This window comes from Plantactinospora sp. CA-290183 (genome assembly GCF_050936375.1).
Taxonomy (GTDB): domain Bacteria; phylum Actinomycetota; class Actinomycetes; order Mycobacteriales; family Micromonosporaceae; genus Plantactinospora.
On record NZ_JBNJMX010000010.1, the window covers coordinates 97,426 to 110,547 of the forward strand.

At 75.1% G+C, this 13,122-nt stretch carries 11 protein-coding genes, 1 pseudogene and 1 riboswitch; of the genes and pseudogenes, 6 read left to right on the forward strand and 6 right to left on the reverse strand.

The window, feature by feature from the left end; genetic code table 11:
* On the reverse strand, positions 1-177 hold the full coding sequence (locus tag ACQEUR_RS17465) for a hypothetical protein (RefSeq protein WP_433031937.1): 177 nt from the start codon (positions 175-177) through the stop codon (positions 1-3).
* A gap of 226 nt (positions 178-403) precedes the next feature.
* Between ACQEUR_RS17465 and ACQEUR_RS17470 the strand changes: the two genes are divergently transcribed.
* Positions 404-1,657: a glycoside hydrolase family 26 protein gene (locus tag ACQEUR_RS17470; protein WP_433031940.1), complete on the forward strand. Its 1,254-nt coding sequence runs from the start codon at positions 404-406 to the stop codon at positions 1,655-1,657.
* A 12-nt stretch (positions 1,658-1,669) separates the two neighbouring features.
* Here ACQEUR_RS17470 and ACQEUR_RS17475 read toward each other — a convergent pair whose 3' ends face one another.
* Positions 1,670-3,247 (reverse strand): phospholipase D family protein, encoded by a 1,578-nt coding sequence (locus ACQEUR_RS17475; RefSeq protein WP_433031943.1) that lies wholly within the window; start codon positions 3,245-3,247, stop codon positions 1,670-1,672.
* Between the two features lie 328 nt (positions 3,248-3,575).
* Between ACQEUR_RS17475 and ACQEUR_RS17480 the strand changes: the two genes are divergently transcribed.
* Complete coding sequence (locus tag ACQEUR_RS17480) at positions 3,576-3,764, forward strand: hypothetical protein (RefSeq protein WP_433031946.1); 189 nt, start codon at positions 3,576-3,578, stop codon at positions 3,762-3,764.
* 102 nt (positions 3,765-3,866) lie between these two features.
* Here the strand turns inward: ACQEUR_RS17480 and ACQEUR_RS17485 are convergent, their stop codons facing one another.
* Complete coding sequence (locus ACQEUR_RS17485; RefSeq protein WP_433031948.1) at positions 3,867-4,106, reverse strand: hypothetical protein; 240 nt, start codon at positions 4,104-4,106, stop codon at positions 3,867-3,869.
* A 244-nt stretch (positions 4,107-4,350) separates the two neighbouring features.
* Here ACQEUR_RS17485 and ACQEUR_RS17490 point away from each other — a divergent pair, with 244 nt between their 5' ends.
* Positions 4,351-5,691 carry an MFS transporter gene (locus ACQEUR_RS17490; RefSeq protein ID WP_433031951.1) on the forward strand — a complete coding sequence of 447 codons (1,341 nt, stop codon included), beginning with the start codon at positions 4,351-4,353 and terminating at the stop codon, positions 5,689-5,691.
* Here ACQEUR_RS17490 and cobF read toward each other — a convergent pair.
* From cobF to cbiE, 3 genes are all read right to left on the reverse strand, one after another.
* Positions 5,670-6,425: a precorrin-6A synthase (deacetylating) gene (gene cobF / locus ACQEUR_RS17495; RefSeq protein ID WP_433031954.1), complete on the reverse strand. Its 756-nt coding sequence runs from the start codon at positions 6,423-6,425 to the stop codon at positions 5,670-5,672. The two genes, ACQEUR_RS17490 and cobF, sit on opposite strands and share 22 nt — an antisense overlap.
* A gap of 74 nt (positions 6,426-6,499) precedes the next feature.
* Positions 6,500-7,261 carry a precorrin-4 C(11)-methyltransferase gene (gene cobM / locus ACQEUR_RS17500; protein WP_433031957.1) on the reverse strand — a complete coding sequence of 254 codons (762 nt, stop codon included), beginning with the start codon at positions 7,259-7,261 and terminating at the stop codon, positions 6,500-6,502.
* Positions 7,258-8,505 (reverse strand): precorrin-6y C5,15-methyltransferase (decarboxylating) subunit CbiE, encoded by a 1,248-nt coding sequence (gene cbiE, locus ACQEUR_RS17505; protein WP_433031960.1) that lies wholly within the window; start codon positions 8,503-8,505, stop codon positions 7,258-7,260. Before cbiE ends, cobM begins: the two co-directional genes overlap by 4 nt.
* Positions 8,506-8,572: 67 nt before the next feature.
* Positions 8,573-8,701, forward strand: a riboswitch (cobalamin riboswitch).
* Positions 8,702-8,791: 90 nt separating this feature from the next.
* On the opposite strand from cbiE, the gene ACQEUR_RS17510 reads away from it, so the two are divergent.
* From ACQEUR_RS17510 to ACQEUR_RS17520, 3 genes and pseudogenes are all read left to right on the forward strand, one after another.
* Entirely contained in the window at positions 8,792-11,020 is a 2,229-nt protein-coding gene (locus ACQEUR_RS17510; protein WP_433031962.1) for a magnesium chelatase subunit D family protein, read from the forward strand.
* The gene (gene cobO / locus ACQEUR_RS17515; RefSeq protein ID WP_433031965.1) at positions 11,020-11,634 is read left to right on the forward strand and encodes a cob(I)yrinic acid a,c-diamide adenosyltransferase; all 615 of its coding nucleotides are present in this window, start codon (positions 11,020-11,022) and stop codon (positions 11,632-11,634) included. Before ACQEUR_RS17510 ends, cobO begins: the two co-directional genes overlap by 1 nt.
* Positions 11,631-13,045 (forward strand): annotated as a pseudogene (locus ACQEUR_RS17520) (cobyrinate a,c-diamide synthase). Before cobO ends, ACQEUR_RS17520 begins: the two are co-directional and overlap by 4 nt.
* Positions 13,046-13,122 lie beyond the last annotated feature (77 nt).

Consider the following 13,122-nt stretch of genomic DNA (forward strand, 5'->3'; position numbering starts at 1 on the left):
CTAACGCTCCTTGTCGCGGTATCCGGGCAGCAGTTCCGGGCTCGACGTCGTGTCCTTCTCGTCCTGCTCGCGGACCACGGGCGGTCGCTCCACCGTCCGTACCAGCTTCGACCGCAGGCTCACCGTGTATTCCTCGTCCTCGGCGAACGGCGGCCACAGTGGTTGGTCGTTCGGCATGGTCGGCCTCATCTCTTCGCTGGCGCCCGACTTCCGAAGATCATTCGATACATAAACATCGATATAATACCGCCCGGTCCCGTCGAGTTGCCAGTAGCGGTGCCCGGCGCCGCCCCGGGGGGACGACGTTCGCGTTGACAGGCATCGATGCGCTGGCTACCGTGCGCAGGTCCTCGGTGTTCGCGCGGACGATCGTGACGCCAGCGGCGAGCATCCCGCCACCGGAGTGCTCTGGAAGGGCCGGGTCGCCATGGGAAAGTCGTCGACAACCGCCGCCGTGCTGCTGGCCGGCGTCGTACCGGTGCTCGTGGCCACCGCGCCGCCGGTGCTCGCCGCCGGACCGGCCGGTCATCCCGACACGCCGCGGGTCTGCGCGCACCCGCCGCGGCCCGCCAACCCGGACGCCACCGCCGACGCCGTCGCCGTGCACACCTACCTGTGGCGGCTGACCTGCGGATCGCCCCGGTTCGCCGACGGTGTCGTCTCCGGGCAGAACGTCGGGCACGGCTCCCAGGCCACCGACCCGGACGGCTGGTTCGGCTATCCCCGACTCGTCGCCGAACTCGCCCGCGACACCGGGCGGTACGTCGGCGTCGTCGGCGTCGACTACGAGCACGACCAGGTCTTCACCCCGGCCCAGTTGTCGGTGGCCAACGACGTCCTCGTCGGGCACGAGCGGCGCGGCGGCCTGGTCGCGGTCACCTGGTCCCCGCTCAGCCCCTGGCTCAACGACGAACGCGACATCGAGGCGGACCCGGGCACCTGGACCGACACCCGGACCGACGCCGGCCAGCTCGACGGGGTCGAGCTGGCCGACCTGTTCGACCCGGCCACGCCGGCCGGCGAGGCGTGGCGGCGCAAGCTGGCCCGGGTCGCGGACGCTCTGGCGGAGCTGCGCGACGCGGGCGTCACCGTGCTGTGGCGGCCGATGCAGGAGATGAACGGCTGGTGGTTCTGGTGGGGGACGACCCTGCAACCGGACGAGCCATCGGTGTACGTCCGGCTCTGGCGCGACATGTACCGGTACCTCACGCAGGAACGGCGCCTGGACAACCTGCTCTGGGTCTATTCGCCGGCCTCCCGTCCGGTGGACCCGGCGGAGCGGGAGACCACCCGGGTCAAGCCGGCCGCCTGGGCGTACCCGGGCGCGGACGTGGTCGACGTCGTCGCCGGCACCTCGTACCAGGACGACCTGCTGATCCCCGACTATCCGGAGTACCTGCGGCTGCCCGAGGTGGTCGGTGAGGCGGAGTACTCGGCCGGGCTGCGCGGCGAGCACGACCGGGACGGCGACCTGGACACCACCCGGTACGCCGATCGGCTGCGGGAGGACTACCCGGCCGTGGCGTACTGGGTCTCCTGGCACGACTTCCCCTGGTCGGACACCGAGAACGCCTGGCTGTCGCTGGCCAGCAACCGGCGCGCCGGCGAACTGCTCGCCGACCCGTACGTGATCACCGCCGACGAACTGCCCCGCTGAGCCGGGGCGCGGCTACCAGCTACCGGCGCGGCGGTCCCGCCAGGCGCGGCCGTCGGGGTCGTAGACCAGCCGGTACGTCGGGACCGCCCAGAGCCGCTGGTGCCACGGCAGCCGCCGGGTCTCGTGCGGCAGCAACCGCCCCGGTGGGCGGGGCCCGGCCCGGCCGCCCGCGTGCCAGTCCCGCAGCGCGTCGGCGGCCGCGCTGATCGCGCGTACCGCCGAGTCCGGGTCCAGCAGGTCATCGTCGTCGCTGCGGTCCAGGTGTTCCCGCCAGAGCGCGAGCCGCAGGTCCCGGGCGAACCGCCGGGCGCCGTCGCCGAGCCCGGCCGGGTCGTGCGGAACCCGCTCGTCGCGGCTGTCGTCGAGTACCGCGCAGGAGAGCTCGCTGTCGTGGGTCCACGAGCGGCGGTTGAAGTTGTCGCTGCCGACGCTGCACCAGACGTCGTCGATGACGCAGACCTTGGCGTGCACGTAGACCGGGGTGCCGGCGTGGTTCTCCACGTCGAAGACGTGCACCCGGTCGGGGGCCGCGGCGCGGCACAGTTCGACGGCCTGTTCCCGGCCGACCTGGTTCGGCGGCAGGGCCAGCCGGCCGTCCACGTCGGGGTGCCGGGGCACGACCGCGACCAGGTGCAGCCCGGGGTTGGCGCGCAGCGCGTCGGCGAAGAGCCGGGCCACGTCCTTGGACCAGAGATACTGGTCCTCGACGTAGATGAGTCGTCGGGCCCGCCGGATCGCCTTCGTGTAGCCCCGCGCGACGCTGCGCTCACCGCGTCTGGCGAAGGTGTACGCCGGGCGCATCGCCGGATAGGTCCGCAGCACCTGGATCCGGTGCGGCCCGCACGGCGGTGGGTCGGGTGGTCGCGGCGGGAGGTGGTCCGGGTGCAGGTCGGCGCCCCGGAGCCGGTCCCGCACCGTGCTGATCGGACCGTGCTGGTCCAGCGGCGCCGGGTCGGTCCAGCGCTCCCGGAAGGTCAGGTCGAGGGCGCCGACCACCGGGCCGCGCAGCGCGAGCTGCACGTCATGCCAGGGCGGGTTGTCGCCGTACGCCCCCGCCATCGTCACCGCCTGCGGGTCGCCGTGGTGGTCGGCGTCGTCGCGCCGGCTGTGGCACAGGTCGATGCCGCCCGCGAATGCGATGTCCCGCTCCGGTCGACCCGGATGCCGGAGTACGACGAGCTTCTGGTGGTGTGAGCCGCCCCGCCGGACCCGCTGGTCCAGCAGCACCTCGCCACCGGCTGCCTCGACCGCGTCGCCGAGGTGCCGGTTCTCCTCCTCGCTGTAGGCCAGCTTGTCCAGGTGGGAGCGCCAGATCAGCCCCTTGACCACCACCCCGCGCCGGGCCGCGTCGGCGAGCAGTTCGACGATGGTGGGTCCGCCGTCGCGGAGCCGTTCGTCCGGGTCCCCGCGCCAGTCGGTGAAGAACAGGTGGTCGCCCTCGCGCAGCGCCCGCACCTCGGTGACCAGCCGGTCGAAGTACGTCGCCCCGTGGATCAGCGGCTCGACGAGGTTGCCGTCCGACCAGACGGGCAACGTGGAGTCGGGGTTGCCGCGTTCCGTCGCGCTGAGAAACCAGTCCTGCTCCGGCACCCGTTCCCCTTCCGGTCTGTGATCTTCCCACCGTAGGCCGACCGGGGGCGGCGCGCACCCGGGTCGCGCCTGTTCCGGCTGCCCCGGCGCCGCACGCGGTCACCCGATCCGGGTGATGCCCCACCGGTACCGCGACGGTGGGTGGGCGCAACCGACCACCGGTGGCGAAGCCATCTCGCGAGGTGACGGCCGGGGACCGGCGGCGTTGTTCGCACCGCGCCGACATCGCGCGTGGCCAGGCCGAGTGGCCGGCGGGAGTCCTTGCGAGGATGCGGCATGGCCGCCGGCGAGCTGCAGGCGACTAGCTGGACGCCGAAGGGAGACCACGATGACCAACATCCAGCAGCCGGAGATGCGCCGCAGTGGCGAGTCGGCGACGACCAAGCAGCGGATCCAGGACGCCAACCCGACCGAGCCGCCGGGCGGCAGCCACGACAAGAGCGGCAAGCGTCCGGTGCCGAAGGGCCAGACCTCGCCGTACGGGCCGGGCGGCAAGGTGGCCGACGACGATTCGTGACCGGGGGAGCGATCCCGGACCGACGGGTGTTCAGCTCGGCGGCGGCGGCCGGTGAGAGCCGGTCGCCGCCGCCGAGCCGTCACCTCGGTCGGGACGGGTACTTCAGGCGGTCTCTCCGGCGGCGCCTGCCCGGTCCGCCTCGGCGTCGGCCTGGCCGACCGGGACGCCGTCCGTGTCGCGGTTCGCCCCGGCCAGGTCCTCGTCCGCGCCGGCCCGTACGGCGTCGGCACGCGCGTCGTCCGCGCCCACGATCTCCCCGCCGTTGTCGGTCTCGGTCTCCTCGCTTCCGGGCAGTGCGCCGGTGGCGGCCAGCCCGATCGGTACGTACCTGGGGTCGGTCATCTCGTCCTCTCCTCCACCTCGCTGTTGCGTTGCCCGCTACCCCCACGGCCGGCGACCCACACGCGATCGGGCCGACCTCCTCATTCCCGCCCGCACGTGCGGCGGTACGGCAGTCCGGGAACGAACTGCCGCCACTCGTCCACGGTCAGGGGTCGCGTGAGCAGGGACACCCTGGCGTGCCGGCCGGTCACCTTCTACCGTCGACCCGGTCGGAAAACTGGAAACAATCCTTACCGGAGGACCGGTGCGCGCGGTAAGGCCGTGGCTGAGTGACACGGCCGGCGGGTTGCCGGCCACCTTCTGGTACCTCTGGACCGGGCTGCTGATCAACCGGATCGGCGCCTTCGCCATGGTCTTCCTGCCGCTGTACCTCACCGAGGCGCGCGGGGCCGGCGACGCCCTCGCCGGCCTGGTGGTCGGGGCGTACGGGATCGGCGGCGTGGCGGGCGTCCTGCTCGGCGGGGTGCTCGCCGACGGCTGGGGGCGGCGCCGGACGCTGCTCTGGTCGCACCTGGTCGCCGCGGCGCTGATGGCCGGCATGGCGGTGACGACCAGTCTGCCGCTGATCGCCCTGCTCGCCGGGCTGGTCGGGATGGCCCACTCGATGCCCGGTCCGGCGTTCGTCGCCGCGATCGTCGACGTGGTACCGGCGGCCCGCCGCTCCCGCGCGTTCAACCTCCAGTTCTGGGCCTTCAACCTCGGCATGGCCGGGGCCTCGGCCCTGGGCGGGCTGCTCGCCGAGGCGAGCTATCTCGCGCTCTTCCTGGTCGACGCGGCGGCCACCCTGGTCGCCGCCGCCATCATCGGCGCCAAGGTGCCGGAGACGCTGGTGCGGGCGGCTCCCCGGGCGGCCGCCGCCGCCCGGACCGGACTGCGCACCCCGCTGACCGACCGCACCTTCCTCGCCTTCGTCGGACTGACCTTCGTGCTCGCCGTGCTCACCACGCAGACCTCCACGGTGATGCCGCTGGCGATGCGCGCCGACGGCCTGACCTCGTCGGCGTACGGTCTGGTCGTCGCCCTGGGCGGTGCGTTGATCGTGGCCGGCCAACTCTTCGTGCCCCGGCTGGCCGACGGGCACCGCAAGCACCGGGTGCTGGCCGCCGCGACCGGGCTGATGGCGATCGGGTACGCCAGCCTCGCGCTGGCCGACCGGCTCCCCGGCTATCTGCTGGCGGCCCTGGTCTGGACGGTCGGCTCGATGCTCGCCGCGCCACCGAACGCGGAGATCAACGCCGAATTGGCGCCACCCGCCCTGCGCGGCCGTTACCAGGCGGTCTTCTACCTGACGTTTCCCGCCGCCGCGTTCGTCGCTCCGGCGCTGGGCGGGGTGAGCCTGCAGTATCTCGGCGACGGGCACTGGCTGGCCGTCGGCGCGGTCGGCCTCGCCGCGGTGGCCGGCCACCTGCTCGCGGGTCCGCCCCGGGAACGCCGGGTGGCGCGGCTGCGGGCCGTGGACCCGCCGGCCCCGGCCCGGCGCTCACCCGTCGGTGAGGCGTCTGCTGGCACGTACGGTGCGCCCCGGTCGCCAGCCGGGCGAGGGGCGGGTTCGCCGGGGTGGGGTCAGCGGCGGCGCAGCAGGTAGGTGTCCATGATCCAGCCCTTGCGCTCCCGGGCGGCCCGGCGGGTCTCCTCGATCCGGGCCGCGACCTCGGCCAGCCGCCCGGCGACCAGGATCTCGTCCGGGGTGCCGAGGTACGCCCCCCAGTAGATATCCAGCTCCTCGTCGTCGGCGTACCGGGTGAACGTGCAGTGGGCGTCGAGCATCACCACCACGTCGTCGATCCCGGCGGGGAAGCCCTCGGCCAACCGGCGGCCGGTGGTGACCAGGAACGGCCGGCCGACCCGGTTCAGCCCGATCCGGTGCCGGGCCGCCAGCGCCGAGACGCTGCTGACCCCGGGCACCACGGCGTACTCGAAGGTGACATCGCCCCGGTCGAGCACCTCCTCGACGATGCCGAGCGTGCTGTCGTAGAGGGCCGGGTCGCCCCAGACGAGGAACGCGGCGCAGCCGCCGTCGGCCAGCTCGTCGCGGATCAGCCGCTCGTAGACGTCGGCGCGGCGCCGCCGCCAGTCGTCCACCGTCGCCACGTAGTCGGCCGGGTCGCGGTCCCGCTCCGGGTCCCGGGCCTCGACCACCCGGTGGCCGGGCCGGGCGTGCCGGCGCAGGATCTCCTGGCGCAACGCGACCGGGTCGTGCTTTTCGGCGCCCTTGTCGAGCACGAAGAAGACGTCGACCTCGCCGAGCGCCCGGGCGGCCTGCCCGGTCAGGTGGTCGGGGTCGCCCGCGCCGATGCCGATGATCAGGATCTTCCGCACCGGTCGAGTCTGCCGCACTGGACCCGCTTTCGTTCGTGACTGCGGGGCTCGCAAACCCGGCTCACTCCTCGCACTCACTGGACCCCGCGCTTGGCGGTGCGGTCCCGGCCCGTCGAGTAGAGGTAGCTGTCCGGGAAGCCCTCGGCGGCCAGCACCTGACCGACGATGACCACCGCGGTACGGCGTACCCCGGCGGTCTGGACCTGGCCGGCGATGTCGGCGAGGGTGCCGCGCAGGATGACCTCGTCGGGCCGGCTGGCGTACGCGACCACCGCCACCGGGCAGTCCGCGCCGTAGTGCGGGACGAGCTGGTCGACCAGGGCGTGGAGCCGCCCGATCGCCAGGTGCAGCACCAGGGTCGCCCGGCTGCGCCCGAGGGTGGCCAGGTCCTCGCCCGGCGGCATCGGCGTCGACCGGGCCTGGGCCCGGGTCAGGATGACGGTCTGCCCGACCGTCGGCACGGTCAACTCCCGGCCGAGGCTCGCGGCGGCGGCGGCGAAGGCCGGCACCCCGGGCACGATCTCGTACGGCACGCCGGCCGCGTCGAGCCGGCGGGTCTGCTCGGCGACCGCGCTGAACACGGCCGGGTCACCGGAGCAGAGCCGCGCCACGTCCCGACCGGCGGCGTGCGCGTCGACCATCGCGGCGACGATCTCGTCCAGGGTCAGCTCGGCGGTGTCCACCAACGTGGCCCCGGATGGACACTGCGCGAGCAGGTCCGCGGGGACCAGGCTGCCGGCGTAGAGGCAGACCTGGGCGCGGGCCAGGATCCGCTGCCCACGTACCGTGATCAGGTCGGCCGCACCCGGGCCGGCGCCGATGAAATAGACGGTCATGCCGTCACCTCCGGTTCGGTTTTCGTGGCCGCCCACTGCACCAGCGGTCGGGCCGGCTGCCAGCTGGTGAACCCGCCGAGCCGGCCGGCCCGCTCCACGCCGAGCCGGGTCAGCTCGCCACCGAGCCGGCCGGCCCGGGCGACGAGTTCCCGCTCGCCCTCCAGGGTGACCGCGTGCGCGACCAGCCGGCCGCCGTCGGCCAGCGCCGTCCAGGCGGCGTCGAGCAGTCCGTCGGCGGTGAGGCCGCCACCGACGAAGACGGCGTCGGGGGTGGGCAGGTCGGCCAGCGCGGCCGGTGCGGCGCCGACGACGACCCGCAGCCCGGGTACGCCGAGCGTGGCCGCGTTCGTGGCGATCCGCTCGGCCCGGTCCGGGCGGGACTCGACGGCGATGGCCCGGGCGGTCGGCTCGGCGCGGAGCCACTCGATGGCGATGCTGCCGGAGCCGGCACCCACGTCCCAGAGCAGCTCGCCGTGCAGCGGGGCGAGCCGGGCCAGCGCCAGCGCCCGCGCCTCGCGCTTGGTCAGCGCCCCGTCGCTGGCGTACGCGTCGTCGGGCAGCCCCGGCACCGTGGAGAGCGCCCGGGCGCCGCCGGCGGCGTGCACCCGGACCCCGACGACGTTGAGCGGGTCGCCCGGCGGCTGCGCCCAGTCCTCGGCGCGGCCGTCGACCCGCCGCTCCCGCTGCGCGCCGAGGGATTCCAGCACGGTGAGCCGGCTCGGCCCGTAGCCGGCCCCGGCGAGCGTCGCGGCCAGCGCGGCCGGGGTGGCCGCGTCCGCGCTGAGCACCAGCAGCAGCCGGCCCGGTTGCAGCACCCGACGCACCTGGTCCAGGTCCCGACCCACCGCGCTGACCACACTGACCTGCTCGACCGGCCAGCCCAGCCGGGCGCAGGCGAGCGAGATCGACGACGGGTGGGGCAGGACCCGGATCCGCTCCGGGCCGACCAGCCCGGCGATCCGGGCGCCCACGCCGTACCACATCGGATCGCCGCTGGCCAGCACGCAGAGCCGCTGGCCGGCGTACGCGTCGAGCAGGCCGGGCAGCGCCGGCATCATCGGCACCGGCCAGGCGACCCGCTCGGCGGTCACCTCGGGACGCGGCAGCAGGGCGAGCTGCCGGTGCCCGCCGAGCACCACCCGCGCCGAGCCGAGCGCGTCCCGCGCCTCGGGCGCCAGCCCGGGCCAGCCGTCCGCGCCGATGCCGACCACGGTCAGCTCTGCCGTCGCACTCCGCACGTCCACGCGACCGTACGCTAGCCGAGCGCCGACCTGACCGACCCGGCCGGTCCGAGCTGCCCGTCCGGGCCGGGATGTGCCATCATCTGCTCCGATGGTGCGGTGAGGAACACCGGTGAGCCGGCCGACATGGCCGACGAGTCCGGGGCGGTCCCGCCACTGTGACCGGGCAGCGCAGGCCCGGAAGCCAGATACTCGCGTCACCGTCGCGCGCCGTGCAGACCCGGTCTGCCGGCGTGGTCAGAACCGGTCACGGGCGTGGACACCCGTGTGAGGCAGGAGGTCCTCTCCGATGAGGCCGTACCCGTTCAGCGCCGTCGTCGGGATGGACGACATGGCGCTCGCGCTGACCCTCTCCGCGGTCTCCCCGGCGATCGGCGGTGTGCTGGTCCGGGGCGAGAAGGGCACCGCCAAGTCGACGATCGTCCGGGCGCTGACCGGGCTGCTCCCGCCGGTGACGGTCGTCGCCGGCTGCCGGTTCTCCTGCGATCCGGCCGCCCCCGACCCGGGCTGCCCGGACGGCCCGCACGAACCCGGGGCACCCGCGCGGACCCGTCCCGCCCGCCTGGTCGAGCTGCCCGTGGGGGCCACCGAGGACCGGGTGCTCGGCGCGCTGCACCTGGAACGCGCGCTCAACGAGGGCGTCACGAGCTACGAGCCGGGCCTGCTGGCCGGCGCGCACCGCGGGCTGCTCTACGTGGACGAGGTCAACCTGCTGCACGACCACCTGGTCGACGTGCTGCTGGACGCCGCCGCGATGGGACGCTCGACGGTGGAGCGGGAGGGGGTCTCGATCGCGCACGCGGCCCGGTTCGTCCTGGTCGGCACGATGAACCCCGAGGAGGGGGAGCTCCGCCCCCAACTGCTGGACCGGTTCGGCCTCACCGTGCAGGTGGCGGCCAGCCGGGACCCGGCGGTCCGGGCCGAGGTGGTGCGCCGCCGGATGGCGTACGAGGCCGGTCCCGAGGCGTTCGCCGACCGGTACGCCGACGCCGACGCGGCACTCGCCGGCCGGATCGGCACCGCCCGGGCCCTGCTGCCCACGGTCACCCTCGGTGACGACGCCCTGCGCCGGATCGCCGAGGTCTGCGCCGCGTTCGAGGTCGACGGGATGCGCGCCGACCTGGTCACCGCGCGTACCGCGATGGCGCACGCGGCCTGGTGCGGGCGGCGCACGGTGACCGTCGCGGACATCCGGGCGGCGGCCCGGCTCGCCCTGCCGCACCGCCGCCGCCGCAATCCGTTCGACCCACCGGCGATGGACGAGGAACAGCTCGACCAGGCGTTGGCCGAGGCGGGTGTGGCGGAGTCGGACGCCGAGGCGGAGCGGCCCGACCCCGGCCCGGACCGGCCCGACGGCGATGGTGACGGACCGGAGCACCCGGACGGCGGACCGGACGAGCCGGGTCCCGGGGGACCGGACGATCCGCCCGATCCGGGCGGTCCCGGCCCGGGCGGTCCTGGTGGCGGCAGCGACCCCTCGGCCCGCCCCGCGTCCGGCCCCACCCCGTCCGGCCCGTCCACACCGGACGGCGCCGACCTCTCCGGTCGGTCCGGCGAGCCGGCGACGGTGAGCACGGCCGGCGTCGACACGCCGTACCGGGCCCGGCTGCTCACCGTGCCGGGCACCGGTCTCGGGGTGGCCGGCCGACGGTCGCGGGCCCTCACCACGGTCGGCCAGACCGTACGGACCGCCCGCCCCGCCGGCCCGGCACCGGGGCGCCCACACCTGCTCGCCACGCTGCGCGCGGCAGCGCCGCACCAGCGCTCCCGCGGGCGTCTCGGCCCCGGCCTGCTGCTGCGCGCCGAGGACCTGCGGATGCCGGTACGCGAGGGGCGGGAGGGGAACCTCATCCTGTTCTGTGTGGACGCCTCCGGGTCGATGGCGGCCCGGCAGCGGATGCGTGCGGTCAAGACCGCCGTGCTCTCCCTGCTGCTCGACGCGTACCAGCGCCGGGACAAGGTGGGACTGGTGACCTTCCGGGGTGACGCGGCCGCGTTGGCGCTGCCGCCGACCTCCAGCGTCGAGGCGGCCGCCGCCCGGCTGGAGACGCTGCCGACCGGTGGCCGTACGCCGTTGGCGGAGGGCCTGCTCCGGGCCGGCGAGGCACTGCGGGTCGAGGCGATCCGCGACCCGCGCCGCCGGCCGCTGCTGGTGGTGGTCACCGACGGGCGGGCCACCGCCGGTCCGGACCCGGTCGGCCGGGCCAACCGGGCGGCGAGGCTGCTGGCCGGCGCCGGGATCCGGGGAATCGTGGTCGACTGCGAGGCGGGCCGGGTGCGGATGGGGCTGGCCGCCGACCTCGCCGCCGCGATGGGCGCCGAACACCTGCCACTGGGTGCGGTCGCGGCCGACACGCTGACCGCCGCCGTCCGTTCGCGTACCGGCCCGGCCGGCGCTGTGCCGGCCGGCGCTGTGCCGGCCACCGCTGTGCCGGCCACCGCTGTGCCGGTGGCCGGCCCGCCGGGCGCGCCGGGGCGCGCGCCAGCCGTTTCGAGTTCTACGGGAAGGGCCGCCTGATGCCGCAGGGACAGCCGGAGAGCGTGCCGGCGGACGGACTGACCACCCGGCAGCGCCGCAACCGGCCGCTGGTGATCGTCCACACCGGAGCGATGAAGGGCAAGTCGACCGCCGCCTTCGGGCTGGCCATGCGAGGCTGGCACCAGGGCTGGTCGATCGCGGTGTTCCAGTTCGTCAAGTCGGCCCGCTGGCGGGTCGGCGAGGAGGCGGCGATGCTCGCCCTGGGCCGGGTGCACGAGCAGACCGGCGAGGGCGGCCCGGTCCAGTGGCACAAGATGGGCGCCGGCTGGAGCTGGAGCCGCCGGTCCGGTACGGAGGCGGACCACGCGGCGGACGCCCGGGACGGCTGGCTGGAGATCAAGCGCCGGCTTGCGGCGGGCGAGCACGACCTGTACGTCCTCGACGAGTTCACCTATCCGATGAAGTGGGGCTGGGTCGACGTCGACGACGTGGTGACGACGCTGCGGGACCGGCCGGGCCACCAGCACGTGGTGATCACCGGCCGGGACGCCGACCTGCGGCTGGTCGACGCGGCCGACCTGGTGACCGAGATGACGAAGATCAAGCACCCGATGGACGCGGGGCAGAAGGGCCAGCGGGGGATCGAGTGGTGACCCGGCTGCCCCGGGTCGTGGTCGCCGCGCCCGGCTCGGGACAGGGAAAGACCACCGTCGCGACCGGGCTGATGGCCGCGCCAGGTCCCGGGGTCTCGCGGTGAGCGGTCACAAGGTCGGCCCCGACTACATCGACCCCGGCTACCACGCGCTGGCCACCGGGCGGCCCGGGCGCAACCTCGATCCACACCTGCAGGGGGAGTCGCGGATCGTGCCACTGCTGCTGCACGGCGCGGCGACCCCCGTTCCGGCCGACGTCGCGGTCATCGAGGGCGGATGGCCTGCAGGTCGACGGGCGGCTGGCCGGCTTCGCTCATCAGCACGTCGCCCGGCTGCTGCGCGCGCCGGTGCTGCTGGTGGTGGACGTCTCCGGTACCTCGCGCAGCATCGCGGCGCTGGTGCACGGCTTCGCCACCTTCGACCCGGCGCTGACCATCGCCGGGGTGGTGCTCAACAAAGTCGGCTCGGCCACCCACGAGGCGGAGATCCGGGAGGCGGTCGCGCTCACCGGCGTACCGGTGCTCGGGGCGCTGCGCCGCGATGCCGACCTGGACACCCCGAGCCGGCACCTCGGCCTGGTGCCCGCCGCCGAACGTGGCGTAGTTACGGCGGATGAACGGGTCCGCGCGGCTGGCGCGATGGGCTGGAAGCCGCCGACCTGGACGCCGTACTGGCGGTGGCCCGTCGGGCGCCGGAACTGACCGGCGAGCCCTGGGACCCGGCCGGCGAACTGCCCCGGGGCGCGCCGGCGACGGTCGCGGTCGCGGCGGGGCCGGCCTTCACCTTCCGGTACGCCGAGACCGACGAACTGCTCGGCGCGGCCGGGCTGACCGTGGTACCGGTCGACCCGGCCCGCGACGAGACGCTGCCGCCGGACTGCGCCGGGCTCTATCTCGGCGGTGGCTTCCCGGAGGTGCACGCGGCCGACCTCTCCGGCAACGAGCCGCTGCGGGCGGCCGTCGCCGACGCGGCCCGCCGGGGAGTGCCGGTGGCCGCCGAGTGCGCCGGACTGCTCTATCTCTGCCGCGACCTCGACGGCCTGCCGATGGTCGGCGCGGTCGACGCGTCCGCCCGGATGACCGACCGGCTGGTCCTCGGCTACCGTGAGGCGGCCTCGGTCACCGCCAGCGTGCTGACCGGCACCGACACCGTGGTCACCGGCCACGAGTTCCACCGCACCCGGGTGGCACCCGCGCCGGGCAGCCGGCCCGCGTGGCGGTTCCGCCCCCGGCCGTCGGTGCCGCACGGGGTCGCCGGAACCGTCGAGGAGGGGTTCGTCGGCGGCCGGGGCGGCTCCCTGCACGCCTCCTACCTGCACGTGCACTGGGCAGGACACCCGGGCCTGGCCGCCCGGTTCGCCGCCGCGGTGCGCAGTGCGGCGGGCAGCGTGCCGCCGGCGGTGCTCCGATGACCGCGGGCCGTGCTCCGCACCACGGCGCCGACCGCACCGGTGCGGTGGTGCTGGTCGGGGCGGGACCGGGCGATCCG